This is a genomic window from Nonomuraea sp. NPDC050478 (assembly GCF_044458265.1).
GTDB lineage: Bacteria > Actinomycetota > Actinomycetes > Streptosporangiales > Streptosporangiaceae > Nonomuraea > Nonomuraea ferruginea.
In genome coordinates, this window is record NZ_JBITHT010000002.1 from 983,652 (window position 1) to 1,008,237 (window position 24,586).

Below are 24,586 nucleotides of genomic sequence, written 5' to 3' on the forward strand. Positions count from 1 at the left end.
GCGCGGAAGCCGCTCCCGCGGCGCCGGCAGGCCGTACCATGGGCCAGAGACAAGCCCCCCGGTTAGGATCATGAACATCTTCACAGAAGATGCAAGGTGATCGCCCAGATCCGGGTATATACGGCTGGGAACGGACTGCAGGAGGCCCCCCATGCAGGTCAAGAAGGTACTCACGTACGTGTTGGTGGCGTTCGTGGTCTTCTACCTGTTCACCCGGCCGGCCGAAGCCGCCGCCGCGGTCAACGGAGTATTTGACGGAATCATCAACGGAGCCAACCAGTTGGCTGTCTTCTTTACCAATGTCTTGACCTGATAGTCGGTCCTGTCTGCGGGAGATGCTTCCCCGCGCCGCCCAGACGTGTTACGCAGGCAGGATGACAGATCGTCCAGGCGCCAACACGCTCCACCAGCCCGACCCCGGGGTCAGGCGCATCCTCGAGCGAGCGGAGCTCGAAGGCGTGGAGCTGATCCGCTTTCTGTACGTCGACCACGGCGGCGTCGTCCGCGGCAAGGCCGCCTCCCGGTCGCGTCTCGCGGAGCGGCTCACGTCCGGCATCGGGCACACGGTGGCCATGATGGCGATGAACATGCTCGACCAGTTGCAGGACGTCGAGCACATGGGTCCGGTGGGCGAGGTGCGCATCGTTCCCGACCCCTCCACCTACGTCACCCTCCCCCACGCGCCCGGCGCGGCCGCGATGCTGTCAGACCTGCGCCTGCCCGACGGCTCCCCCTGGGAGGCCTGCTCGCGCTCCTTCCTCAAGGACGCGGTGGCCTCACTCGCGGCCGAGGGCTACCTGCTGCTGGCGGCCTTCGAGCCGGAGTTCACGCTCGGCCGCCGGCTCCCCGATCCGTCCGGCGGGCCCGACCGCCTGGTGCCGCTCGACGACTCCCTCTGCTACGCGGGCACCGGCTTCGACACCGCGCACGACTACACGATCAAGCTGATCCGCGCCCTGGAGACCCAGGGGCTGCGGGTCGAGCACTGCCATCCCGAGCTCGGCCCCGGCCAGCAGGAGCTGTCCGTACGCCACGCGCCCGCCCTGCGCGCCGCCGACAACCACGTGCTCTACCGCGAGACCGTGCGCGGGGTCGCCATGCGCATGGCGATGTGGGCGTCACTCGCCCCCAAACCGCTGGCCGACCAGGCGGGCAACGGCGCCCATCTGCACCTGTCGCTGTGGCGCGACGGCACGAACGTGTTCGGCGAGGACGGCGACGTGCGCGCCTGGTTCATCGGCGGGCTCCTCGCCCACCTGCCCGCGCTGACCGCGCTCACCTGCGGCAGCGTCAACAGCTTCCGCCGCCTGGCGCCCCGCAGGTGGTCGAGCGCGTACGCCGTCTACGGCCCCGACAACAGGGAGGCGGCGGTCCGCGTCTGCTCGCCGCTGGGCGAGCTCGGCGAGCCTAACCTGGAGCTGAAGCCGTCCGACTCCTCCGCCAACCCCTACCTGTCGCTCGGCGCGGTCATCCACGCGGGGATGGACGGCATCCGCCGCAAGCTTGACCCGGGCGAGCCGGTCACGGTCGACCCCGACACCCGCCCCGGCCTCTACCCGCGCCTGCCCGCCTCCCTGGACGAGGCACTCGACGCGCTGGAGGCGGACGAGACGCTGACGGAGGCGCTGGGCCCGCTGCGGCGCGACGCCTTCCTCGCGGTCAAGCGCTCGGAGGCGGCCGCGTTCGCCGGACGGGACGCCTCCTACGAGTGCTTCCAGCACATGCGGGTGTTCTAGCGGACCGGGTGGCCGGCCGCCCGGAGGGTGTCCTTCACCTCGGCGATCTTCAGCGTGCCGAAGTGGAACACGCTGGCGGCCAGCACCGCGTCGGCGCCGGCCGCCACGGCGGGCGGGAAGTCCTCCAGGCGCCCGGCCCCGCCGCTGGCGATCACCGGCACCCGCACGACGGCCCGGACCGCGCGGATCATCTCCAGGTCGTAGCCGTCGAGGGTGCCGTCGCCGTCCATCGAGTTGAGCAGGATCTCGCCCACGCCCAGCTCCTCGCCCCTGGCCGCCCACTCCACCGCGTCGATGCCGGTGCCGCGGCGGCCGCCGTGGGTGGTGACCTCGAAGCCGCTCGGCGTGCCCGGCGCCCGCCGGGCGTCGACCGACAGCACCACGCACTGCGCGCCGAACCGGCGCGACGCCTCGGTGAGCAGCTCCGGCCTGGCGATCGCCGCGGTGTTGAGCGACACCTTGTCGGCGCCCGCGCGCAGCAGCCGGTCGACGTCGTCGGCGGACCGAACCCCGCCGCCCACGGTGAGCGGGATGAACACCTGCTCGGCCGTGCGGCGCACGACGTCCAGCATGGTGTCGCGCTCACCTGACGAGGCGGTGATGTCGAGGAAGGTCAGCTCGTCGGCGCCCTCCTCGTCATAGCGCCTGGCCAGCTCCACCGGGTCGCCCGCGTCGCGCAGGTTCTCGAAGTTGACGCCCTTGACCACCCGCCCGGCGTCGACGTCCAGGCAGGGGATCACTCTGACGGCTACGGTCATGCTCGTTGTGCCTCTATCTCGATCTCTACCAGCATCCTCGGGTCGACCAGGCCGGCCACCCGCACTCCGGTGCAGGCCGGACGGACCTTGCCGAACACCTCCGCGATGGCCTTGCCCACCTGGTCGAAGTGGCGCTGATCCACCACGTAGTAGCGCACCATGACGACGTCCTCGCGGGACAGCCCGCCCTTCACCACGGCCTCCAGCGCGATCTCCATCGCGGTGAGCGCCTGATGGTAGGGGTCGCCGACGTGGCGGACCTCCCCCTCGACGGTGGAGGTGCAGCCCGACACGATGACCCGGTCTCCGGCGATGACCGCTCGCGCGTATCCGTACTTCTCCTCCCAGACGCCGCCCGAAAACACCCGCGTGCCGATGCTGTCCATGCTCATGGTGCCCATCACGCCCCCTCCCGACAGGGATCTAACTGCGGACAGTGGCCAGTGCGCTCTCCAGCGTGAACGCCTGGGCGTACAGGGCCCTTCCCACGATGGCACCTTCCACGCCGTCGGGGACGAGAGAAGCCAGTGCGGACAGGTCGTCGAGCGAGGAGATGCCGCCGCTGGCCACGACGGGCCTGTCGGTGCGTGCGCAGACCTGCTTCAGCAGGTCGAGGTTGGGGCCCTTGAGCGTGCCGTCCTTGGTCACGTCGGTGACCACGTAGCGGGGGCAGCCGTCGGCCTCCAGCCGGTCGAACACCTCCCACAGGTCGCCGGCGTCCTCGGTCCAGCCGCGGGCGGCGAGCGTGGTGCCGCGCACGTCCAGGCCGACCGCGATCTTGTCGCCGTGCTCGGCGATGATCTTGCGGCACCACTCGGGGTTCTCCAGCGCGGCCGTGCCGATGTTGACCCGGCGGCAGCCGGTGGCCAGCGCCGCCGCCAGCGACTCGTCGTCGCGGATGCCGCCCGACAGCTCCACGTTCACGTCCAGCCGGCCGATCAGGTCGGTGATCAGCTCGCGGTTGGAGCCGCGGCCGAAGGCCGCGTCCAGGTCGACCAGATGGATCCACTCCGCGCCCGCCTCCTGCCAGGCCAGCGCGGCGGCCAGCGGCTCGCCGTAGCCGGTCTCGGTCCCGGCCTCACCCTGGACGAGGCGTACGGCCTCGCCGTACGCGACGTCCACGGCGGGGAGCAAAACGAGCGACATCAGGTCCTCCGGTCGAAAGCGAGTGTGACGAGTACGGGGAGCAGGAGCAGGGAGCAGACGAACACGCCGAAGGTCACCAGCGGCGAGCCCCACATCAGCCAGGCCAGCACCTGCACGAGGAGGAAGCCCAGCGCGACCGCGGCGTTCTGGGCGCGGTGGCGGCGGGCCAGCAGCCCGCCCTGCCGCGCGACCCGGACCGGGCGCGGCACCAGGCGGGCCAGCGCCGCCCTGCGACGGGCGCGGCGGGCCTGGCGCTCCTCGTTGAGGCGGATGGCCCGCGCCCGCGCGGCCTCGCGCTCGGCGCGGCGGCGCGCCCGCTCCTTACTCAAGGGTGCCGAGCCAGTTGCTCAGCAGCGCGGCGCCGGCGTCGCCGGACTTCTCCGGGTGGAACTGGGTGGCCATCAGCGGGCCGTTCTCGACCGCGGCCACGAACGGCACGCCGTGCTCGGCCCAGGTGACCACCGGCTCGGCGAAGCCGTCGCCGGTGCGCAGCTCCCACTCGCGCACCCCGTAGGAGTGCACGAAGTAGAAGCGGGTGGCGGGGTCGATCCCGGCGAACAGCACGCTGCCCGCCGGCGCCTTGACGGTGTTCCAGCCCATGTGCGGCAGCACCGGCGCGTCGAGCCGCTCGACCGTGCCCGGCCACTCGTCGCAGCCGGCGGTCTGCACGCCGTGCTCGACGCCGCGGGCGAACAGGATCTGCATGCCGACGCAGATGCCCAGCACCGGCCGGCCGCCGGCCAGCCGCCTGCCGACGATCTGGTCGCCGCGCACGCCTTTGAGACCGGCCATGCAGGCGGCGAACGCGCCGACGCCCGGCACCACCAGTCCGTCGCACTCCAGCGCGGCGTCGAAGTCGGAGGTGACGGTCACATCGGCGCCGACCCTGGCCAGCGCCCGCTCGGCCGAGCGGAGGTTGCCGGACCCGTAGTCGAGCACCACGACGTTCTTGCTCACCACCACATCACCCCCGCGAACAGTGCCATCGCCGCGCCCAGCCCGCACACGGCGGCCCCGACCTTCATGCCCTGCTTGATCAGCGAGACCACGCCGCCGATGAGGAACAGGCCGAGGAACACCATGATGACGGCGATCGCGTTTTCGGTCATAGCACGCCCTTGGTGCTCGGCACCCCGGTCGACCGCGGGTCACGCTCCGACGCCGCGCGCAGCGCCCTGGCCAGCGCCTTGAACTGCGCCTCCACGATGTGGTGGGCGTTGCGGCCGTACGGGACGCGGACGTGCAGGCAGATGGCGGCCTGGGCGACGATCGACTCCAGGATGTGGCGCGTCATCGTGGTGTCGTAGTCGGGGCCGATCATCGGGGCCATGCCCTCGGGCTCGGAGTGGACCAGGTAGGGGCGGCCGGACAGGTCGACGGTGACCTCGGCGAGCGCCTCGTCGAGCGGGCACGACGCACTACCGAACCGCCTGATGCCCGACTTGTCGCCCAGCGCCTCGCGGAGCGCGGCGCCCAGCGCGAGCGCGGTGTCCTCGATCGTGTGGTGGGAGTCGATGTGCAGGTCGCCCTCGGTCTTGACGGTCAGGTCGATCAGCCCGTGCTTGCCGATCTGCGCCAGCATGTGGTCGAAGAAGCCGACCCCGGTGGACACGTCCACGGCGCCCGTGCCGTCGAGGTTGACCTCGACCAGGACGGACGTCTCCTTCGTCGTGCGCTCGACGCGGCCTACGCGACTCACAGAACTCCCTCCATGGCGGCGCGGAACGCCGCCATCTCCTCACCGGTGCCGATCGACACCCTCAGCCATTCGGGCGGGCCCACCTCGCGGATGAGCACGCCCCTCGCCAGCAGCCCTTCCCACACCGCGCGCCGGTCGGGGAAACGCCCGAACAGCACGAAGTTGGCGTCGGAGTCGGCGACCGCCAGCCCCTTGGACCGCAGCCAGTCAACCGTAGCGTCACGCTCCCGCCGCAGCGCGTCGACGGTGCCCAGCAGCTCCGCGCGGTGGCGCAGCGCCACCAGCGCCGCCGTCTGGGTGAGCGTCGACAGATGGTACGGCAGCCGCACCAGCAGCAGCGCCTCCACCACGGCGGGGTGGGCGGCCAGGTAGCCCAGCCGGGTGCCGGCCATGGCGAACGCCTTGGACATGGTGCGGGTGACGATCAGCCTGGGGTGGCTCGGCAGCAGGGTGAGCGCCGACGGCGTGCCCTCGCGGGCGAACTCGGCGTAGGCCTCGTCGACCACGACCATGCCGGGCGCCGCGTCCAGGATCGCCTCGATCGTCTCCAGCGGCTGGGCGGTGCCCGTCGGGTTGTTGGGCGAGGCCACGAACACGACGTCGGGCCGGTGCTCGCCGATCGCCGCCACGACCTTGCCCGGGTCGAGCGAGAAGTCCTCCTCGCGGGCGGCGTGGATCCACTCGGTGCTGGTGCCGGTCGTGATGATCGGGTGCATCGAGTAGGACGGCTCGAATCCCAGCGCGCTGCGGCCATGGCCGCCGAACGCCTGCAGGATCTGCTGGATGATCTCGTTGGAGCCGTTGGCCGCCCACACCTGCTCGGTGGTCAGGCCGTGGCCCAGGTAGGCGGCCAGCGCGGCGCGCAGCTCGACGGCGTCTCTGTCGGGGTAGCGGTTGAGCTCGCCCGAGACCCTGCCGACCGCCTCGGCCAGGTCGGCGACCAGCTCGGCGGACGGAGGATGCGGGTTCTCGTTGGTGTTGAGCCGCACGGGGACGTCGATCTGCGGCGCCCCGTAGGGGCTCTTGCCGCGCAGGTCGTCGCGGATGGGCAGGTCGTCCAGGTTCATGACGGCACCTGCCAGTCGAAGCGGGCGCGGATCGCGGCGCCGTGGGCGGGCAGGTCCTCGGCGTCGGCCAGCACCGACACGTGGGCGGCCGCCTCGGCCAGGGCCTCACGGGTGTAGTCGACGACGTGGATGCCGCGCAGGAAGGTCTGCACCGACAGCCCGCCGGAGTGGCACGCGCAGCCGCCGGTGGGCAGCACGTGGTTGGACCCCGCGAGGTAGTCGCCCAGCGAGACCGGGGCGTACGGGCCGACGAAGACCGCGCCGGCGTTGCGTACCCGGGCGGCCACGGCGGCGGCGTCGGCGGTCTGGATCTCCAGGTGCTCGGCGGCGTAGGCGTCGACCACCTTCAGGCCGGCGTCGAGGTCGTCGACCAGCACGATCGCGGACTGGCGGCCGCGCAGCGCCTCGGCGATGCGCTCGCTGTGGCGGGTGGCCGCCACCTGGGCGGGCAGCTCCTTCTCCACGCCCTCGGCCAGCTCCTCGCTGTCGGTGACGAGGACGGCGGCGGCGATGACGTCGTGCTCGGCCTGGCTGATCAGGTCGGCGGCGACGTGCACCGGGTCGGCGGTGGCGTCGGCCAGGATCGCGATCTCGGTGGGGCCGGCCTCGCTGTCGATGCCGATGCGGCCCTTGAGCAGCCGCTTGGCCGCGGCCACCCAGATGTTGCCGGGGCCGGTGACCATGGTGGCGGGCGGGCACTCCTCGGTGCCGTAGGCGAACATGGCCACGGCCTGGGCGCCGCCCGCGGAGTAGACCTCGTCGACGCCGAGCAGCGCGCAGGCGGCCAGGATCGACGGGTGCGGCAGGCCGCCGAACTCCCGCTGGGCGGGGCTGGTCACCGCCAGCGAGGGCACCCCGGCCTCCTGGGCCGGGACGACGTTCATCACCACCGACGACGGGTAGACGGCGCGCCCGCCGGGCACGTAGAGGCCCACGCGGTCGACCGGCACCCACCGCTCGGTGACGGTGCCGCCGGGCACCACCTGGGTGGTGACCTCGGTGCGGCGCTGGTCGCGGTGGACCAGCCTGGCGCGGCGGATGGACTCCTCCAGCGCGGCCCTGACCTTCGGGTCGAGCCCGGCGAGCGCCCCGGCGATCGCCCCGGCGGGCACCCGGGTGGTGGAGATCTCGACACCGTCGAACCTGGCGGTCAGCTCCCGTACGGCTGCCGCCCCGCGATGGCGTACGTCCTCGCAGATGGGCCGCACCTTCTCCAGGGCGGCCTCGACGTCGAGCTCGGCGCGGGGCAGCACTTCGCGCAGGTCCGCAGGAAGGGACCCGCGCATGTCGATACGGGAAATCACCCCCACAGTCTACGGAGTCCAACCCCTGAATCCGCTTCCGTCCAGCATGCGGACACTCCGGGCGAGCCCGAGGGGGACGGCCGGGTAAAACTCGGCGCTGACGCCTCCCCATGATCCGAGGGAACTGACACACCCGCCCTTTGACGAGCCTTTCCCTCCGGCCATCGGACTTTATGTCTACTTTGTCATTACTTGTGCTTTACCTACACCTTTGTACGATCCTGGCATGGCGATCTGGCGTGCCCCGGGCGGCATCGTGGTGGAGGCCATCGTGCTCGACGACCGGCCGCTCCTCCGCATCTCACAAGACATCGGCGGCCGCCTCTACCTGCAGGGATACTGCGCCAGCGTGACCGAGCTCGCCCTGCACGGGGTCGACCTGGGCCAGCTCGTCGAGGACGGCCACGCCCCGGCTTGACCGAACTGTCAGGTTATTTCGGGTTACGTCCACGACCCAGCCGGGGTATGGCACCGGTCATGGCGCCGCTGCCCACCTATGCGCCGATGCTGGCCCAGGCCGGCGCGCTGCCCTCCGCCGACCAGGACGAATGGGCCGTCGAGATGAAATGGGACGGCGTCCGCGCGATCGCCTACATCGCCGGCGGCACCGTCCGGCTGATGTCGCGCAACGCCAAGGACATCACCTCCGCCTACCCCGAGCTCCAGCTCATGGCCGGCGCCACCGGACGCCGCCAGGCCGTCGTCGACGGCGAGATCGTCGCCTTCGACGAGGCCGGCCGCCCCAGCTTCGGCGCGCTCCAGCCGCGCATGCACCAGCGCAACCCGGTCAGCGTCGCCGAGCTCGCCCGTACCGTGCCCGTGACCTTCATGGCCTTCGACCTGCTGCACCTCGACGACGACCCCGTCATCCAGCTGCCCTACACCGAACGCCGCGAGCTGCTGGAGACCGTCTTCACCCCCGGCTACCGCTGGCAGGTGCCCGTCCGCTTCCAGGACCACGCCGAGGACGCCTTCGCCTCCTCCCGCCGCCTCGGCCTCGAAGGCGTCGTCTGCAAGCGGCTCGCCTCCCCCTACCGGCCCGGCAGGCGGACCGGAGAGTGGACCAAGGTCAAGAACGTCAGCGCCGTCGAGGTCGTCATCGGCGGCTGGAAGCCCGGCTCCGGGCGGCGCTCAGGCACCATCGGCTCCCTGCTGCTCGGCTCGTACGACGACGCCGGGCGCCTGCTGTTCATCGGGCACGTCGGCACCGGCTTCACCGAGGCCATGCTGGGCGACCTGCGCCGGCGCCTGGCCCCGCTGGAGCAGGACGACCCGCCCTTCGCCGAACCGGTGCCGCGCGAGCACGCCCGCGGCGCCCACTGGGTGCGGCCCGTCATGGTCGGCGAGGTCCAGTACGCCGAGGTGACCGGCGACCACCGGCTGCGCCACCCTTCCTGGCGCGGCCTGCGCCCCGACCGGCGGCCTGGCGAGGTCCGCCTGATCGGCCCCGGCTCGCCGGGCGGCGCCTCCGCCGTCGGCTGACCGCGGCGGCCGTCAGGTCTCGCTCGTGACGGCGGGCCTGGACGGCTCCGCCAGCGTGCGCGACAGCAGCCAGGCCGGTATCGCGACCAGCGCCAGGCAGCCCAGCGCCACCCGCAGCGACGCCGTCTCCGCCACCCAGCCGACCAGCGGGCTGGCCAGCCCGCCCGCGCTCACCGCCAGCCCCAGCGTCACCCCGCCCGCCGTGCCCACCCGCCGCGGCAGGTAGTCCTGGCCCAGCGTCACGTGCAGCGAGAACGGCGCGTACAGGGTGATCGCCGCCGCCGCGACGAACACGTACATCAGCGGCCCCGGCGCCAGCACCACCCCGGCCACCGCCGGGACGCTCGCCGCGTAGGCCGCCCGCATCGCCCGCACCCGGCCCCACCGCGCGGCCAGCCTGCCGCCCAGCACCGTGCCCACGGCCCCGCCCCCGAACAGCACGAACAGCGCCACCGCCCCTGCCGCCCCGCCCCCGGCGTACAGGGCCATGAAGGCGCTCAGCCCCACGTACACCACCGACCGGAAGACGATCACCAGCGTCAGCCGGGCGAACGACGCCCAGTCGTCGCGCCCCGAGGCCTCCGCCGCCGCGCCGCGCGCCGCACCGCGCCCCGACAGCGCCCGGATCACCGGCAGCGTCACCAGCGCGCCGACCACCCCCGGCACCACGAGCCACGGCGAGGCGCCCAGCCCGCCCACCGCCAGCAGCGGCGTCACCAGCACCGGCGCCGACGCGAACCCCAGCGTCCCGCCCAGCGAGAACCAGCTCATCCGCACGTGGCTGCCCGCGCTGGCGATCCTCGCCAGCCGCGCCGACTCCGGGTGGTACGCGGCCACGCCCAGCCCCGACAGCGCCACCGCCAGCCAGGTCAGCGCGTACGAGTCCGTCACCCCGCTCAGCGCCACCCCGAGCCCCGCCGTCACCATGCTGGCCGGGATCAGCCACGGCATCCGCCACCGGTCCGCCAGCGCCCCGAACACCGGCTGCACCACCGACGACAGCAGCGTCGCGGCCAGCACCACACCCGACACCGCCACGTACCCGTAACCGCGCTCGGCCACCAGGAACGGCACCAGCGCGGGCACCGCCCCCTGGTAGACGTCCACCCCGGCGTGGCCGGCCGCCAGCATCCCCACCTTGTTCGCCCGCACGCCCCCGATCATCGCCGGGCCGTTGGATGGCGCGCTTCCGATAAAGTGCCAACTTGTCATGGAAATCCGCCATCTGCCGCAGGCGCCCACCGGCCTCCGCCCCCTGGCGCCGGGAAGCGGCATCGACGCCCACCGCCACGACACCCACCAGATCGTCTACGCCCGCCACGGCGTCCTCTCCGTCACCACCGGCGCCGGCACCTGGGTCGCCCCGGCCAACCGCGCCATCTGGATCCCGGCGGGCACCGTGCACGAGCACCGCGCCCACGGCGCCACCGAGGTGCGGCTGGTCGGCCTCACCGCCAACCCGCTGGGCCTGGGCCGCCCCGCCGTCCTCGCCGTCGGCCCGCTGCTCCGCGAGCTGATCATCGCCTACACCGGCGAGGCGGCACAGGCCGGCCCGGACGGCGGGGAGCGCGGCCGGCTGCTCGCCGTGCTCCTCGACCGGTTGCGCCGCTCCCCCGAGCAGCCGCTGCACCTGCCCACGCCGCGCGACCCGCGCCTGGCGGCCGTCTGCGCCGCGCTGCACGCCGACCCGGCGGACCCGCGGACGCTCGCCCGGCACGCCGCCGACGCGGGCACCAGCGACCGGACCCTGGCCAGGCTCTGCCGGGCCGAGCTCGGCATGACGTTCCCGCAGTGGCGCACCCAGCTCAGGCTGCACCACGCGCTGCTGCTCCTGGCCGAGGGCGGCGCCGTCACCCAGGTGGCGCACCGGTGCGGCTGGTCGTCGGCGAGCGCCTTCATCGACGCGTTCCGGCGGGCGCTCGGGTACACCCCCGGCCGCGCCTTTACATTGTAGATTCGCTACACTCGTCCTGTGGGCAAGTCGAAGACCAAGGGCGGCACCCCCGCCACCGTCGCGCTGGAGCGGGCCAAGGCGGAGTTCACGCTCCACCCGTACGATCACGACCCCGCCGCGCAGGCCTATGGCGAGGAGGCCGCCGACGCGCTCGGCGTCCCCTACGAGCGGATCTTCAAGACCCTGGTGGCCGAGACCGAGGGCGGCCTGGCCGTCGCGGTGGTGCCGGTGGCGGGCAAGCTCGACCTCAAGGCGCTGGCCTCGGCGCTCGGCGGCAAGCGCGCGGCGATGGCCGACGCGGCCAAGGTGGAGCGGGTGACGGGCTACGTGGTGGGCGGCATCAGCCCGCTCGGGCAGCGCAAGCGGCTGCCGACCGTGGTCGACTCCTCGGCGCTGGAGTTCGAGACGGTCTACTTCTCGGCCGGCAAGCGCGGGCTGCAGATCGAGACCGCGCCGGCCAGCCTGATCGAGCTGACCGGGGCCGTGACGGCGCCCATCGGCAAGCCCGCCTGACGCCTCACCACCGGTTGCGCGGCGGGTGCCGCCGCTCGCCGAGCAGCCATTCGATGATCTTGCGGTGCCGCTTGGAGATCGGGTGGTCGCGACCGCGGCGGTCGCCCCTCTCGCGCGTCTCCCCCCGCTCCTCCGCCAGCGCCTCCTCCAGGCCCGGCGTGTGACCGCCGCCGAAGCGCGACATGTCGGGGCCGTGGAAGCCCCGGTTCTCCTCGCCCCGCAGCGCCCGCCGCATCGAGTCCACCCAGATCGGTCCCGGCAGTGAGGCGCCCTGCACCGAGCCGTAGTACTGGCCGCCGATCTCCACGTCCCTCAGCGGGTGGCGGTAGGAGCCGCGGATGTCGCCGACGCTGACCGCGGCGGCGAGCCGGGGCGTGTAGCCGGCGAACCAGGCCGAGGTGTAGCCGTTGTTGGTGCCGGTCTTGCCGGCGGCGGGCATGCCCGGGTCCTGGCCGCGCATCGTGCCCTTGTCGAACACGCCGGTCAGCACGTGGCTGACCGCGTCGGCGACGGGCCGCTCGATCGCCTGGTGGCAGTCGGGCCGCACGCGGGTGCGCCGGTCGTTCCTGTCGGCGATCTCCACGATGGCCAGCGGGCGGCAGTACCGGCCGCGGGCCCCGAGCGCGGCGAACGAGGCCGCGACCGTGAGCGGGTCCATCTCGTTGACGCCCAGCGTGAACGTCGGCACCTCGCGCAGCGGCCGCCCGTCGGCCCTGACGACGCCGAGCTCCCTGGCGGTCTTGACCACGTCGCACAGGCCGACCTTGCGCTCCAGCATCATGTAGAAGATGTTGACCGACTTCCAGGTGCCGGTCTCCAGGCTGTGCGGGCCGCCGTCGCTGCCCTCGCCGCCGGCGTTGAACACCTGCGCCGACGGGTCGTTGACCGGCTTGCCCGCGCAGTCCCGGTAACCCTTCGAGGGCACCAGCGACCCCGGGGTGTCGAACCCGTCGCCGAACCGCCAGCCCTCCTTGAGCGCGGTGACCAGCGTGAACACCTTGAACGTGGAGCCCGCCTGCAGCCCCTGCCCGCCGCCGTGCCGGACGTCGGCGACCAGGTTGTAGGTGGTGCGCGGGCCCCCCTTCTTGCCCGGCCCGACCTTCTTGCTGGCGGCCATCGCCCGGATCCAGCCGGTGCCGGGCTCCACCATCGCCTCGGCGGCCACCTCGGTGTCGTCGGGGTTCACCCGTTCCCTGATGGCCCGCTCCGCGGCCTTCTGCGCCTTCGGGTTCAGGCTGGTCCTGATCACCAGCCCGCCGCGTTCCATGCGGGCCCGCCGTACCGCCGCCGTGCTGCCGAAGACCTCGTTCGTCAGCAGCTCGCGGTGCACGTACATGCAGAAGTACGGGTGCTCGCTCTGCGAGCAGCCGCCGGGCTCGGGCTTCAGCTTCAGCCCGAGCGCGCTCGCCTTGGCCTCGGACGCCTGTTCGCGGGTGATCAGCTTGAGTCCCGCCATGCGGTCGAGCACCAGGTCGCGGCGTTCCTTGAGGCGCGCGCGCTGCGCGCGGCCGATGGACGGGTCGGTCGAGTACGGGGTGCGCACGGCCCCGGCCAGGGTGGCCGCCTCGGTGAGGGTCAGCTCGGCGGCCGAGGTGGAGAAGAAGCGCCTGGCCGCCGCCTCGACGCCGTGCGCGCCGGCGCCGAAGTAGGCGATGTTCAGGTACTTCTCCAGGATTTCGCCCTTGCGGTACTTGCGTTCCATCGCCAGCGCCAGCCGCAGCTCGTGGATCTTGCGGGAGACGCTGGGGGCGCGGGCCCGGTCCCGTTCCTCCTCGGTCTTGGCGCTCTCCACCAGGATGTTCTTCACCAGCTGCTGGGTGAGCGAGGAACCGCCCTGCTTGATGGAGCCCGCCCGGGTGTTGGCGATGAGCGCCCGGAGCGTGCCGATGACGTCCATGCCGCCGTGCTCGTAGAAGCGGGCGTCCTCGATCGCCACGATGGCCTGCCGCATCACCGGCGCCACCTGGTCCAGCCGTACCGTGGTCCGGTTGGCCTGGTAGAACTGGGCGAAGGTGTGCCCGCTCGCGTCCACCAGCCGCGTCACCTCGCTGAGCGGCTCCTCGCGCGGCGCCGGCGGCAGGTGCGTGAAGGTGTCGGCGGTGCCCTTCGCGGCCAGGCCCGCCCCGGCGACGACGGGCGCGGCGAACGCCGCGACCAGCACCCCGCCGAGGGCGCCCACCATGCCGAGCGTGGCGATGGATGTGCGGACAGTCACGACATTGATGTGCGACCGCCCGATCCCCGGCAAACGCCCGATTCCTGTCTCTTTACTAACCTCTGCTGATGTTCAGACCAAGTGACTGGAACTGCTCGAACGGGTGGTGGTAGCCGCGCTCGATGTGGTGCACGCCGCGCAGCGTCGAGCGCCCGTCGGCCACGGCTGCGGCCAGCACCGCGGAGAACCCGGCCCGGATGTCGGGCAGCGTCACGTCGGCGCCCCGCAGCTGGGACACCCCGCGCACGACGGCCGAGTGGCGCGCGTTGGTGTCGTGGTAGCGGCAGGCGGGGCCGCCGAGGCACTGGTCGAACACCTCGATCTCGCAGCCCATGCTCTTCAGCGCCGGCACGTACACCAGGCGGTTCTCGAACACCGTCTCGTGCAGCACCGACATCCCCTGGCTCTGCGTGAACAGCACCATGAGCGGCGTCTGCCAGTCGGTCATGAACCCCGGATGGGTGTCGGTCTGCACGGCCGCCGCCCGCAGCCCTTCCGGCGGCGCGGTGGCGCACAGGTACTCGTCGTTGATGTCGAACCGGGCGCCCATCCTGGCCAGCGTGGTGATCGCGGTGACCAGCCGGTCCTGCGGGCAGCCGTGCACGCGCACCTCGCCGCCGGTGATCAGCCCCGCCGCGAGGTACGAGAACGCCTCGATGCGGTCGCCGGCCAGCCAGGTCGAGGCGCCGCGCAGCCGCTCCACGCCCTCGATGACGATCCGGCGGTCCGGCGACAGCTCGATCATGGCGCCCATCCGCTGCAGGAACAGCGCCAGCTCCACCACCTCGGGCTCGGTGGCCGCGTTCTTCAGCACGGTCTTGCCCTCGGCCAGGACCGCGGACATGAGGATCGTCTCGGTCGCGCCCACGCTCGGGTACGGCAGCTCCAGGCGGGTGCCGTGGAGCCGTCCCGCCTTGGCGAACACGCCGGTGTCACCGACCTCCACCTCGGCGCCCATCGCGCGCAGCGCCTCCACGTGGAAGTTGATCGGCCGCCGCCCGATCGGGTCACCGCCGACCAGCGGCACGAACGCCTCCCCCGCCAGGTGCAGCAGCGGGCCCAGCATGAGGATCGGGATGCGGTTCAGCCCGGTGAACGCGTCGGGCACCCGCGGCCTGATCTCCTGGCCCCGGCCGATGCGGATCTCCGTCTTGCTGATCTCGACGTGGATGCCGAGCGCCTCCAGCATGGCGGCGGTGATGCCGACCTCGCCCACCTCGGGGGCGTTGTGGATGGTGCTCTCGCCGCCGCCGAGCATGGCGGCGACCATGTGCTTGGAGACCCCGTTCTTCGACCCGCGCACCACGACATCGCCGCGAAGCGGGCCAGAGGGTTCTATCACCCAGACCTTCTCTTCAATCACGAAGTGAGCCTAACCGGGAGATACCATCGATCTGGTCCTGCCGGCGATTGAAGGGGCGTGGCGTGACGAGGGAAGTACGCGCGTTCGCGATCACTGTCCTCGCACTCGCCGCCCTCGGGCTTCCCGCCGGCCTCCTGTGGTCCGCCCTGTCGCCGCGGCCTCCGTACCGGGTCTTCGACCAGGCGCCGGCGCTGGCGGACCCGTCCACGCAGGCGCTCATCGCGGCGGACGGCTGGTTCGCCACGATCACCGGCGGGCTGGGGCTGGCGTGCGGGGCGCTGGCCTGGTTCCTCAGCCGCCGCGTCCAGCTCCCGGTCCTCCTGGGGCTCTGCCTGGGCGGGGCCGTGGGCGCCCTGGCCGCCTGGTGGATCGGCACGACCGTCACCGTGGGCGTCGTCACCGTCGAGGCCTCGGCCTTCCCCGGCGTCACGTTCGTCCCCGGCCCGCTTGATCTGACGGCCAAGGGCGTCCTGGTGTCGTGGCCGATGCTCGCGGTGGGGCTCTTCGGGTTCCTGGAGGGCATGCACGGCTACCGCGAGTCCCCCCTCCGCAAGCCCCACCCACCCACCGGGGACGGCGCTCCCCCGCCCGGCTGAGGCCGTCAGAGGGGCGGATGGTGCGAGGCGTGGCCGGTGGCCTGTTCGAAGGCGCGGGCCACCCGCAGGACGCGGGCGTCGGCGAAGGGACGGCCGATGATCTGGACCCCCACCGGCAGCCCCGACGGCGTGAACCCGGCGGGGACGGACGCGGCCGGGGCGTGCAGCACGCTGACCCAGTAGGCGGACCGCATCCACGCCAGGTAGTCGGGCAGCTCCACGCCGTCGATCGCGCGCACGTACGGCTCCTCCGCCGGGAACGGCGGCACCTGGCTGACCGGGGCGATGAGCACGTCATAGGAGTCGAAGAAGTCCGCCATCCGCTGGTAGAGACGGCTGCGGGCGCGCTCGGCGCGGGCCAGGTCGGCGCCGGTGACCTCGCGCCCCCGCTCGACGTTCCACGCGGTGTTGGCCCCGAGCCCGTCGAGTTCGCCGTAGGCCAGCGCGTAGAACCACGCGCGGTAGGTGCGGAAGGCCACCTCGGCGTCCGCCAGGTCCAGCTCGACCTCCTCCACGCGGGCGCCGAGCCGCTCGAACACCGCGGGCGCGGTCGCGGTGACCGCCGCCGTCGCGGCGTCGACCGGCAGCCCGCCGAGGTCGGGGCTCCACGCCACGCGCAGCCCTGCCACCCCCTCCTCCGGGTCGGGCGCGTACGCCTCCTTGATCGCGTACGGCGAGCGCGGGTCGAACCCGGAGATGACCGACAGCATCAGGCTCAGGTCGTCGACGTTCCTGGCCATCGGCCCCTGCACCGACAGCGTGTACCAGGCCGCGATCTCGGAGACCGCCGGCACCCGCCCCGGCGTGGGCCGCAGCCCGGCCACGTTGCAGAACGACGCGGGGTTGCGCAGCGACCCGCCCATGTCGGAGCCGTCGGCCAGCGGCACCATCCCGGTGGCCAGCGCCGCCGCCGCGCCGCCGCTGCTGCCGCCGGCGGACCTGGTCAGGTCGTACGGGTTGCGGGTGAGGCCGAACACGTCGTTGACGGTGTGGGAGCCGGTGCCGAACTCGGGCGTGTTGGTCTTGCCCACGGTGATCGCGCCCGCCGCCTTCAGCCGCCGCACCACCAGGTCGTCACGCTCCGGCACGTGACCGGCGAACAGCGGCGAGCCGTAGGTGGTCCGGATCCCCGCGGTGTCGGTGAGGTCCTTGTGCGCGACCGGGACGCCGTGCAGCGGGCCGACCGGCTCGACGGCGTCGGCGGCCTTGGCGGCGTCCATGGCCTGTTCGGCGACGAGGGTCACGACGGCGTTGACCCGGGGGTTGACCTGCTCGATGCGGTCGAGGTGGGCCTGGAGCACCTCGACCGCGCTCACCTGGCGGGTACGGATCAGATGGCTGAGCTCGGTGGCGCTCAGGTAGTGCAGTTCGCTCACCCCGTGATCCTCCCCCACCCGGGGGCGGCTCACGATGGCGAGGTCTGCCCAGGCAGCGGCCCCGGCCTGGTCGAACTCCGCCACCGGCGGACGGGTCAGGCCCCCAGGCAGGCCGGGCCGAGCAGTTGCTTCAGATCGCCCATCAGCGCCGGTGACGGCGCCACCCGCAGCCGGTCGTCGACCCGCAGGACGGTCGTCTTGGGGCCGTTGTGGACCTGGAGGTGGACCTCGGAGGTGCCGGGGTGGGTGGTCAGGATCTCCTTGAGCCTGCTCACCACGGGGGCGGTGCAGCGGTTGAGCGGCAGGCTCACCAGCAGCGGCCCGCCGGCCTCCTGGGTGAGGTCGGGGGCCGTCACCTCCATCGCGATGATCTTGCCGATGTCCTCGCGCTTGTCGATGCGGCCCTTGACGAACACGATCGCGTCCTCGGCCAGGATCGTCGAGCAGAGCTGGTAGGCCGACGGGAAGATCATCACCTCGATGGCGCCCTCCAGGTCCTCAAGCTGGGTGAGCACCCACGTGTCGCCCTTCTTGGTGACCTTGCGCTGCACGCCCGACAGGATGCCGCCGACGGTGACCACCTGGCCGTCGGGACGGCTGTCGTCCTGCAGCGCCGCGATCGAGCAGTCGGCCCCGGCGGCCAGGATGTGCTCGACGCCGAACAGCGGGTGGTCGGACACGTACAGGCCGAGCATCTCCCGCTCGAACTGCAGCAGCGTGGTCTTGTCCCACTCGCCCACCGGGATCTGCACGTCGAAGGTCTGGTCCTCGCCGCCCTCGATCGCGCCGAACAGCGAGTCCTGGCCGATGGCCTCGTTCTTCTTGATGTCGATGATCGCGTCGACGGCCTGTTCGTGCACCATGACCAGGCCCTTGCGGACATGGCCGAGCGAGTCGAACGCGCCGGCCTTGATCAGCGACTCGATGACGCGCTTGTTGCAGACGAGCGTCGGCACCTTGCGCAGGAAGTCCTTGAAGTCGGCGAAGCGGCCCTTCTCCTTGCGCGCGTTGATGATGCCGTCGACGACGTTGGCGCCCACGTTGCGGATGGCCGACAGGCCGAAGCGGATGTCGGTGCCGCGCGGGGTGAAGTCGAAGTCGGAGTCGTTGACGTCCGGCGGGAACACCTTGATGCCCATCCGGCGGCACTCGTTGAGGTAGAGGGCCGACTTGTCCTTGTCGTCCTTGACCGACGACAGCAGCGCGGCCATGTAGGCGGCGGGGTGGTTGGCCTTGAGGTAGGCCGTCCAGTAGGACACCAGGCCGTAGCCGGCGGTGTGGGCCTTGTTGAAGGCGTAGTCGGAGAACGGCAGCAGGATGTCCCACAGCGCCTTGATGGCGGCGGCGGAGAAGCCGTTGTCCTTCATGCCCTGCTCGAAGGTCACGAACTGCTTGTCGAGCTCGGACTTCTTCTTCTTGCCCATCGCGCGCCGCAGCAGGTCGGCGCCGCCCAGCGAGTAGTTGGCGACCTTCTGCGCGATGGCCATGACCTGCTCCTGATAGACGATCAGGCCGTGGGTCGTGGAAAGGATCTCCTTGAGCGGCTCTTCGAGCTCAGGGTGGATCGGGGTGATCTCCTGCTGGCCGTTCTTGCGCAGGGCGTAGTTGGTGTGGGAGTTGGCGCCCATCGGGCCGGGGCGGTAGAGCGCGAGGGCGGCGGAGATGTCTTCGAAGTTGTCGGGGCGCATGAGCCGCAGCAGCGAGCGCATGCCGCCGCCGTCGAGCTGGAAGATGCCCAGCGTGTCGCCGCGGGCCAGCAGCTCGTAGGCCTTGCGGTCGTCGAGCGGCAGCGCCAGCAGGTCGATCTGCTCGCCGGTGGTGGCCTCGATCATCTTCAGGCAGTCGTCGATGATCGTGAGGTTGCGCAGGCCCAGGAAGTCCATCTTCAGCAGGCCGAGCGTCTCGCAGGTCGGGTAGTCGAACTGCGTGATGATCACACCGTCGGAGTCGCGGCGCATGATCGGGATGTGGTCGGTCAGCACCTCGGCGGACATGATCACGCCGGCGGCGTGCACGCCGGTCTGCCTGATCAGGCCCTCCAGGCCCTTGCCGAGGTCGATCGTCGCCTTGACGTCGACGTCCTCCTCGTAGAGCCTGCGCAGCTCGCCCGCCTCGGCGTAGCGGGGGTGGTCGCTGTCGAAGATGCCCGACAGCGGGATGTCCTTGCCCATCACGGCGGGCGGGAACGCCTTGGAGACCTTGTCGCCGAGGGCGTACGGGTAGCCCAGGACGCGGCCGGCGTCCTTGATGGCGGCCTTGGCCTTGATGGTGCCGAACGTGGCGATCATCGCGACCTTGTCGGCGCCCCACTTCTCCGTGACGTAGCGGATCACGTCGCCGCGCCTGCGCTCGTCGAAGTCGATGTCGACGTCGGGCATGGAGACGCGCTCGGGGTTGAGGAACCGCTCGAAGATCAGGCCGTGCGGGATCGGGTCGAGGTCGGTGATGCCGAGCGCGTACGCCACCAGGGAGCCGGCCGCGGAGCCACGGCCGGGGCCGACGCGGATGCCGTTGTTCTTCGCCCACATGATGAAGTCGGCGACCACGAGGAAGTAGCTCGGGAAGCCCATCTGGACGATGACCCGCAGCTCGTTCTCGACCCAGGCGCGGTGCTCCTCGTCGACGCCCTCGGGGAAGCGGCGCTCAAGCCCTCTCCAGACCTCCTGGCGGAAGAACTCCTCCTCGGTCAGGCCGTCGGGCACGGGGAAGGTCGGCATGAGGTTCTTGTGCTCGAAGAACCCGGCGGGGTCGACCTTCTCGGCCACCAGCAGCGTGTTGCGGCAGCCCTCGGCCCACAGGTCGGAGGAGTCGACGGCGCGCATCTCGTCGGCGGTCTTGATGTAGTAGCCGCTGCCGTCGAAGCGGAACCGGTCGGGGTCGGACAGCTGCTTGCCGGTCTGGATGCAGAGCAGGGCGTCGTGGGAGGAGGCGTCGGACTCGTAGGTGTAGTGGGAGTCGTTGGTGACCAGCGGCGGGATGCCCAGCTCCTTGCTGATGCGGGTCAGCCCGTCGCGGACGCGGCGCTCGATGTCGAGGCCGTGGTCCATGACCTCCAGGAAGAAGTTGTCCTTGCCGAAGATGTCCTGGAACTTGGCGGCGGCCTTGACCGCCTCGTCGTACTGGCCGAGCCTGAGCCTGGTCTGCACCTCGCCGGAGGGGCAGCCGGTGGTGGCCATCAGCCCGTCGGCGTGCTCGGCGAGGATCTCGGCGTCCATCCGCGCCCACTTGCGGACGAAGCCCTCGGTGTAGGCGCGCGAGGACAGCCGCATCAGGTTGTGCAGGCCGGTCTTGTTGCGCGCCCAGATCGTCATGTGGGTGTAGTAGCCGCCCGCGGAGACGTCGTCCTTCTTCTGGTGCGGCTCGCCCCACAGCACCGGCTTCTTGTTGAAGCGCGAGGCGGGGGCGACGTAGGCCTCGATGCCGATGATCGGCTTGACGCCCGCGCCGGTCGCCTGCCGGTAGAAGTCGTAGGCGCCGTGCATGTTGCCGTGGTCGGTGATCGCGATCGCCGGCATGCCCAGCTCGCCGACCTGCTTGAACATCTGCTTGAGCCGCGCGGCCCCGTCGAGCATGGAGTATTCGGTGTGCACGTGCAGATGGACGAACGAGTCGCTGGACGACATGGAGCGGCGCCTCCCGGTCTGAACGTGTGGTGTGCGCTCCGACTCTAGTGGTCCGCACCGACACTCCGGGGCGTGGCAGGGGACGGCGTGCCGGATCCCTCTCCCTCGATCAGCGCCTATACCCTCTCCGTGACGGAAAGTCACGAAGGAGACACTCAGTGCACACGGAGTCCGACGAGGGATACCGGCCCGCCCTGGGCAACCGCCAGGTGCAGATGATCGCCATCGGCGGCGCGATCGGCGTGGGGCTGTTCCTGGGCGCCGGCGGGCGGCTGGCCGCCGCGGGGCCGGCCCTGGTGCTGTCGTTCGCGGCCGCGGGGGTGGCGGCGTTCTTCGTCATGCGGGCGCTCGGGGAGCTGGCGCTCTACCGGCCCGCCTCGGGCTCCTTCGTGGTGTACGCGCACGAGTTCATCGGGCCGTGGGCCGCCTTCGCCAGCGGGTGGATGTACTGGTTCAACTGGGCGTTCACCGGCGTCGCCGAGCTGGTCGCGATCGCCACCTACGTCCACTACTGGGCGCCGGCGTTCCCGCAGTGGCTGACGGCGCTGCTCGCGCTGGCCTTCGTGCTCGTGGTGAACCTCCTGTCGGTGAAGCTCTTCGGTGAGCTGGAGTTCTGGTTCGCGCTGCTGAAGGTGCTGGCCATCGTCACGTTCCTGGTGGTCGGGCTGGTGCTGGTGGTGTTCACCGTCGGCCAGGCGACGCCGGCGAACGCGGTGGCCCACGGCGGGTTCTTCCCGACCGGGTTCCCGCTGGTGCTGATGAGCCTGCAGTCGGTGGTGTTCGCGTACGCGTCGATCGAGCTGGTCGGCATCGCCGCGGGCGAGACGGCCCGGCCCGAGAAGGTGATGCCGAAGGCGGTCAACGGCGTGGTGTGGCGGATCGCGCTGTTCTACGTGGGCTCGGTGCTGCTGCTGTCGATGGTGCTGCCGTGGACCGCCTACGAGGCCGGCACGTCCCCGTTCGTCACGGTGTTCGCCGGTCTGGGCGTGCCGTGGGCGGCCGACGCCATGAACCTCATCGTGATCACCGCCGCGCTCTCGTCGTGCAACTCCGGCCTGTACGCGACGGGCCGCATCGTCCGGTCGATGGGACTCAAGGGCGAGGCGCCCGGCTTCACCGCCGCGCTCAGCCGGCGCCGCATCCCGATCGGCGGGGTGCTGTTCACCGCGTCGATGTTCCTGGCGGGCATCGCCCTGTTCTCCTTCGTGCCGGAGCGCGCCTTCAACATCGCCACCGCGTGCGCCTCGCTGGGCGTGGTCACCACCTGGGGCACGCTGGTCTACTGCCAGCTCCGCCTGCGGCGCACCGGGCACCGCTCCGCCTTCCCGATGCCCGGCACCCCCTACACCAACTGGCTCACCCTGGCCTTCCTCGCCCTGGTGGTCTTCCTGATGCCGTTCGCCGACCAGGACCAGCGGGTCGCCTTCTACCTGCTCCCGGTCGTCGCCGCCGGCATCGCAGCCGGGTGGTTCCTGCTCCGCCTCCGCAGGAAGCGCCTCGCGGCCGCGGCCGATCCGGCCTCCCCCGCGGTCAGTCCAGCCGAGTGACACCGGCCAGGCGTGCCAGGTCCTCGCCGGACAGCCGCAGCGCCCCCGCCGCCACGTTCTCGGCGAGGTGGTCCGGGTTCCCGGTGCCGGGGATGGCCAGCACGTGCGGCCCCTGCGCCAGCGTCCAGGCCAGCCGGACCTGCGCGGGCGTCGCACCGTGGGCGCTCGCGACGGCCCGCACGGACTCCTGCTCCCCGGCGACCGCTCCCCGCTCGCGCCCCGCGCCGGCGATCGCGAAGAACGGCACGTACGCGATGCCCTGCTCGCCGCAGGCCCGCAGGAACTGCTGCTCGGCGGCCGGCGCCCCCACGGTGTAGGCGTTCTGCACGCAGACCACCGGCGCGATGGCCACGGCCTCCGCCAGCTGGGCCGGTGTGGCGTTGGACAGGCCCAGATGGCGTACGAGCCCGGCGTCGCGGAGCTCGGCCAGCGCGCCGAAGTGCTCGGCGATCGAGCCGGTCGCGCGGCTCCGCGGGATGCGCAGGTTCACCACGTCCATGTGGTCCCGGCCGAGCTGGCGCAGGTTCTCCTCCACCTGGCCGCGCAGCTGTCCGGGCGTGGCCCAGATCCACTCGCCCGACGGGTCCCTGCCCGCCCAGACCTTGGTGGCGATGACCAGGCCCTCCGGGTAAGGAGACAGCGCCCGGTTGATCAGCTCGTTGGCGGACCGCGTCGAGGAGAAGTAGAACGCGGCGGTGTCGATGTGGTCGACCCCGAGGTCGATCGCGCGGCGCAGCACGGCGATCGGACGGTCGCGATCGCTCGGCGCGCCGAGGCCGAAGTCGGCGCCGCCCGTGAGCCGCATCGCGCCGAAGCCGATGCGGTTGACGGTCAGGTCGCCGAGCTTCCAGGTGCCGGCGGCGGGGGTCTGCGTGGTCATGCGGGGCCTCACGTCGTCGAAAGGGGATCCGGACATGAAAAAAGCCTCCCCGGCGGACGTGGTCCGCGCCGGGAAGGCTCAGGCGATCACCGGAATCTTAGCAGTCCGGGCGGCCGAAGATCACCGCGGGGCCGGAACGTACGCAAAACGACCGTGACCGTAAGCCGTCCCCTGATCTACCCTCGAAGGCGGAGTCTCGGGGGAGGTCGCGCTGACTGGGGTGAGGAAGGCGGCGGGCGTCGTCGCGGCGGTGCTGCTCGGCGTGGCGCTGGCCGTCGCGGGGCTGCCGGCGGGTGTCTACACGGGGCTCGCGTGCGCGCTGCTGGACGCCGGCTGTCCGGCGACCGGGGAGCCGGCGGGCCGGCTCCCGCAGGTGACCAGGCTGACCGCCGCCGAGGTCGCGCTCGGCGGGGCCTACGTGGCGCTGGGCGACTCGTACTCGTCCGGCGAGGGCGTCTACCGGCGCGGAGAGGCGCCGTTGGACGGCGGCGCCGACCGTTGCCACCGCGCCGGCGGCTCGTACGTGCCGCTCGTGGCGGGCGCCCACGCGTTCGGCGGCGAGACGGGGTTCTGGGCGTGCAGCGGCGCGACCACCGGCAACCTGCTGCGGGGCCAGCACGGCCAGCAGCCGCAGATCGAGCGCGTCGGCGCCGGCACGAGCCTGGTGACGCTGAGCATCGGCGGCAACGACGCGGGGTTCGCGCCGGTGCTCACCGAGTGCATCGTCAAGTTCCCGTGGTCGTCGGCCTGCGTCGACCAGGACGCCGAGGTGCGGCGCCGGATCGGGGAGCTTCGCGGCAGCATGCGGGCCGTGCTGGCCGAGATCAGGACGCGCGCGCCCGAGGCGAGGGTGGTGCTGCTGGGCTACCCGCGGCCGTTCCCCGCCTCGCCGCCGGGGCGGATCGACAACCTCGGCGTCGCCGACCAGCGCTGGCTCAACTCGATGACCGAGCGGCTGAACGGCGTCGTGCGCGAGGTGGCCGGCGAGTTCGACCGGGCGATCGTCGCCTTCGGCGGGCCCGGCAGCGTCGAGTACGTGGACGCGTACGAGGCGTTCGACGGCCACGAGGTGGGCCGGCCGCGCCCGTACCTCAACGGGGTGATCGTGGACATGGAGGAGCTCACCGTCGACCCGCGCAGCTTCCACCCGACGGCCGACGGCTACCGCCGCTTCGCCGAACTGATCAACGCCCAGATCACGACGGGCCCCGGCCGCCCGCTGAACAACTTCCACCTCAGCACCCCCTGAGGAAGCACCTCCCGCGCCGCGGAACCCCCTTCTCACAGCGCCTCCGGACCCGGAGGCCCCCAGCGTCGCCGCCACGGG

24 protein-coding genes are annotated in these 24,586 nt (G+C 72.0%); 9 read left to right on the forward strand and 15 right to left on the reverse strand.

What is annotated here, in order from left to right:
* Positions 1–151 precede the first annotated feature (151 nt).
* Positions 152–313: a hypothetical protein gene (locus tag ACIBF7_RS12570; protein WP_187281247.1), complete on the forward strand. Its 162-nt coding sequence runs from the start codon at positions 152–154 to the stop codon at positions 311–313.
* 61 nt (positions 314–374) lie between these two features.
* Positions 375–1,736, forward strand: a complete 1,362-nt coding sequence (locus tag ACIBF7_RS12575) for a glutamine synthetase family protein (protein ID WP_397197123.1) — start codon at positions 375–377, stop codon at positions 1,734–1,736.
* Here ACIBF7_RS12575 and hisF read toward each other — a convergent pair.
* From hisF to hisD, 9 genes are read right to left on the reverse strand one after another with little or no spacing between them, the layout of a single operon-like run.
* The gene (gene hisF / locus ACIBF7_RS12580; protein ID WP_148032640.1) at positions 1,733–2,494 is read right to left on the reverse strand and encodes an imidazole glycerol phosphate synthase subunit HisF; all 762 of its coding nucleotides are present in this window, start codon (positions 2,492–2,494) and stop codon (positions 1,733–1,735) included. The two genes, ACIBF7_RS12575 and hisF, sit on opposite strands and share 4 nt — an antisense overlap.
* Positions 2,491–2,886: a Rid family hydrolase gene (locus tag ACIBF7_RS12585; protein WP_246639251.1), complete on the reverse strand. Its 396-nt coding sequence runs from the start codon at positions 2,884–2,886 to the stop codon at positions 2,491–2,493. Before ACIBF7_RS12585 ends, hisF begins: the two co-directional genes overlap by 4 nt.
* A gap of 31 nt (positions 2,887–2,917) precedes the next feature.
* Entirely contained in the window at positions 2,918–3,640 is a 723-nt protein-coding gene (gene priA / locus ACIBF7_RS12590) for a bifunctional 1-(5-phosphoribosyl)-5-((5-phosphoribosylamino)methylideneamino)imidazole-4-carboxamide isomerase/phosphoribosylanthranilate isomerase PriA (protein ID WP_148032641.1), read from the reverse strand.
* The gene (locus ACIBF7_RS12595; protein WP_148032642.1) at positions 3,640–3,969 is read right to left on the reverse strand and encodes a hypothetical protein; all 330 of its coding nucleotides are present in this window, start codon (positions 3,967–3,969) and stop codon (positions 3,640–3,642) included. The genes priA and ACIBF7_RS12595 overlap by 1 nt, the downstream gene beginning before the upstream one ends.
* Entirely contained in the window at positions 3,962–4,597 is a 636-nt protein-coding gene (gene hisH / locus ACIBF7_RS12600) for an imidazole glycerol phosphate synthase subunit HisH (protein ID WP_187281248.1), read from the reverse strand. Before hisH ends, ACIBF7_RS12595 begins: the two co-directional genes overlap by 8 nt.
* Entirely contained in the window at positions 4,594–4,749 is a 156-nt protein-coding gene (locus ACIBF7_RS12605) for a hypothetical protein (RefSeq protein ID WP_187281249.1), read from the reverse strand. The genes hisH and ACIBF7_RS12605 overlap by 4 nt, the downstream gene beginning before the upstream one ends.
* Positions 4,746–5,339 carry an imidazoleglycerol-phosphate dehydratase HisB gene (hisB, locus tag ACIBF7_RS12610; protein WP_148032644.1) on the reverse strand — a complete coding sequence of 198 codons (594 nt, stop codon included), beginning with the start codon at positions 5,337–5,339 and terminating at the stop codon, positions 4,746–4,748. Before hisB ends, ACIBF7_RS12605 begins: the two co-directional genes overlap by 4 nt.
* Complete coding sequence (locus ACIBF7_RS12615; protein ID WP_148032645.1) at positions 5,336–6,406, reverse strand: histidinol-phosphate transaminase; 1,071 nt, start codon at positions 6,404–6,406, stop codon at positions 5,336–5,338. The genes hisB and ACIBF7_RS12615 overlap by 4 nt, the downstream gene beginning before the upstream one ends.
* Entirely contained in the window at positions 6,403–7,710 is a 1,308-nt protein-coding gene (gene hisD, locus ACIBF7_RS12620; protein ID WP_397197124.1) for a histidinol dehydrogenase, read from the reverse strand. Before hisD ends, ACIBF7_RS12615 begins: the two co-directional genes overlap by 4 nt.
* A 226-nt stretch (positions 7,711–7,936) precedes the next feature.
* On the opposite strand from hisD, the gene ACIBF7_RS12625 reads away from it, so the two are divergent.
* Positions 7,937–8,128 (forward strand): hypothetical protein, encoded by a 192-nt coding sequence (locus tag ACIBF7_RS12625; protein WP_397197125.1) that lies wholly within the window; start codon positions 7,937–7,939, stop codon positions 8,126–8,128.
* Between the two features lie 59 nt (positions 8,129–8,187).
* Entirely contained in the window at positions 8,188–9,192 is a 1,005-nt protein-coding gene (ligD, locus tag ACIBF7_RS12630) for a non-homologous end-joining DNA ligase (protein WP_397197126.1), read from the forward strand.
* Between the two features lie 12 nt (positions 9,193–9,204).
* Here ligD and ACIBF7_RS12635 read toward each other — a convergent pair whose 3' ends face one another.
* Positions 9,205–10,344, reverse strand: coding sequence for an MFS transporter (locus tag ACIBF7_RS12635; RefSeq protein WP_397197127.1), 1,140 nt, complete (start codon positions 10,342–10,344; stop codon positions 9,205–9,207).
* Positions 10,345–10,402: 58 nt separating this feature from the next.
* Here ACIBF7_RS12635 and ACIBF7_RS12640 point away from each other — a divergent pair, with 58 nt between their 5' ends.
* Positions 10,403–11,146, forward strand: a complete 744-nt coding sequence (locus ACIBF7_RS12640; RefSeq protein WP_148032649.1) for a helix-turn-helix domain-containing protein — start codon at positions 10,403–10,405, stop codon at positions 11,144–11,146.
* Between the two features lie 18 nt (positions 11,147–11,164).
* Positions 11,165–11,659, forward strand: coding sequence for a Cys-tRNA(Pro) deacylase (gene ybaK / locus ACIBF7_RS12645; RefSeq protein WP_148032650.1), 495 nt, complete (start codon positions 11,165–11,167; stop codon positions 11,657–11,659).
* Between the two features lie 4 nt (positions 11,660–11,663).
* Here the strand turns inward: ybaK and ACIBF7_RS12650 are convergent, their stop codons facing one another.
* Together ACIBF7_RS12650 and murA are read right to left on the reverse strand one after the other, a co-directional pair.
* Positions 11,664–13,874 (reverse strand): transglycosylase domain-containing protein, encoded by a 2,211-nt coding sequence (locus ACIBF7_RS12650; protein WP_397197128.1) that lies wholly within the window; start codon positions 13,872–13,874, stop codon positions 11,664–11,666.
* Positions 13,875–13,929: 55 nt separating this feature from the next.
* Positions 13,930–15,237 carry a UDP-N-acetylglucosamine 1-carboxyvinyltransferase gene (murA, locus tag ACIBF7_RS12655; protein ID WP_271279071.1) on the reverse strand — a complete coding sequence of 436 codons (1,308 nt, stop codon included), beginning with the start codon at positions 15,235–15,237 and terminating at the stop codon, positions 13,930–13,932.
* Between the two features lie 62 nt (positions 15,238–15,299).
* On the opposite strand from murA, the gene ACIBF7_RS12660 reads away from it, so the two are divergent.
* Complete coding sequence (locus tag ACIBF7_RS12660; RefSeq protein ID WP_397197129.1) at positions 15,300–15,833, forward strand: hypothetical protein; 534 nt, start codon at positions 15,300–15,302, stop codon at positions 15,831–15,833.
* A gap of 5 nt (positions 15,834–15,838) precedes the next feature.
* Here ACIBF7_RS12660 and ACIBF7_RS12665 read toward each other — a convergent pair whose 3' ends face one another.
* Entirely contained in the window at positions 15,839–17,209 is a 1,371-nt protein-coding gene (locus ACIBF7_RS12665) for an amidase (RefSeq protein WP_397197130.1), read from the reverse strand.
* Positions 17,210–17,304: 95 nt separating this feature from the next.
* Positions 17,305–20,832 carry a DNA polymerase III subunit alpha gene (dnaE, locus tag ACIBF7_RS12670; RefSeq protein WP_397197131.1) on the reverse strand — a complete coding sequence of 1,176 codons (3,528 nt, stop codon included), beginning with the start codon at positions 20,830–20,832 and terminating at the stop codon, positions 17,305–17,307.
* A gap of 158 nt (positions 20,833–20,990) precedes the next feature.
* Here dnaE and ACIBF7_RS12675 point away from each other — a divergent pair, with 158 nt between their 5' ends.
* Entirely contained in the window at positions 20,991–22,379 is a 1,389-nt protein-coding gene (locus tag ACIBF7_RS12675; protein ID WP_222709019.1) for an amino acid permease, read from the forward strand.
* On the opposite strand, the gene ACIBF7_RS12680 is transcribed toward ACIBF7_RS12675, so the two are convergent.
* Positions 22,363–23,259, reverse strand: coding sequence for an oxidoreductase (locus ACIBF7_RS12680; RefSeq protein WP_271279067.1), 897 nt, complete (start codon positions 23,257–23,259; stop codon positions 22,363–22,365). The genes ACIBF7_RS12675 and ACIBF7_RS12680 overlap by 17 nt on opposite strands.
* Before the next feature lie 220 nt (positions 23,260–23,479).
* Here ACIBF7_RS12680 and ACIBF7_RS12685 point away from each other — a divergent pair, with 220 nt between their 5' ends.
* Entirely contained in the window at positions 23,480–24,508 is a 1,029-nt protein-coding gene (locus tag ACIBF7_RS12685; protein ID WP_397197132.1) for an SGNH/GDSL hydrolase family protein, read from the forward strand.
* The last annotated feature ends 78 nt before the right edge of the window (positions 24,509–24,586 follow it).

What these genes read in the sequence shown, in the direction of transcription:
- priA (WP_148032641.1), bottom strand. Translation starts at nt 3,640, where the DNA reads ATGTCGCTCGTTTTGCTCCCCGCCGTGGACGTCGCGTACGGCGAGGCC.
- ACIBF7_RS12640 (WP_148032649.1), top strand. Translation starts at nt 10,403, where the DNA reads ATGGAAATCCGCCATCTGCCGCAGGCGCCCACCGGCCTCCGCCCCCTG.
- ACIBF7_RS12585 (WP_246639251.1), bottom strand. Translation starts at nt 2,886, where the DNA reads ATGAGCATGGACAGCATCGGCACGCGGGTGTTTTCGGGCGGCGTCTGG.
- ACIBF7_RS12575 (WP_397197123.1), top strand. Translation starts at nt 375, where the DNA reads ATGACAGATCGTCCAGGCGCCAACACGCTCCACCAGCCCGACCCCGGG.
- ACIBF7_RS12615 (WP_148032645.1), bottom strand. Translation starts at nt 6,406, where the DNA reads ATGAACCTGGACGACCTGCCCATCCGCGACGACCTGCGCGGCAAGAGC.
- ACIBF7_RS12605 (WP_187281249.1), bottom strand. Translation starts at nt 4,749, where the DNA reads ATGACCGAAAACGCGATCGCCGTCATCATGGTGTTCCTCGGCCTGTTC.
- ligD (WP_397197126.1), top strand. Translation starts at nt 8,188, where the DNA reads ATGGCGCCGCTGCCCACCTATGCGCCGATGCTGGCCCAGGCCGGCGCG.
- ACIBF7_RS12625 (WP_397197125.1), top strand. Translation starts at nt 7,937, where the DNA reads ATGGCGATCTGGCGTGCCCCGGGCGGCATCGTGGTGGAGGCCATCGTG.
- hisF (WP_148032640.1), bottom strand. Translation starts at nt 2,494, where the DNA reads ATGACCGTAGCCGTCAGAGTGATCCCCTGCCTGGACGTCGACGCCGGG.
- dnaE (WP_397197131.1), bottom strand. Translation starts at nt 20,832, where the DNA reads ATGTCGTCCAGCGACTCGTTCGTCCATCTGCACGTGCACACCGAATAC.
- ACIBF7_RS12680 (WP_271279067.1), bottom strand. Translation starts at nt 23,259, where the DNA reads ATGACCACGCAGACCCCCGCCGCCGGCACCTGGAAGCTCGGCGACCTG.
- ACIBF7_RS12570 (WP_187281247.1), top strand. Translation starts at nt 152, where the DNA reads ATGCAGGTCAAGAAGGTACTCACGTACGTGTTGGTGGCGTTCGTGGTC.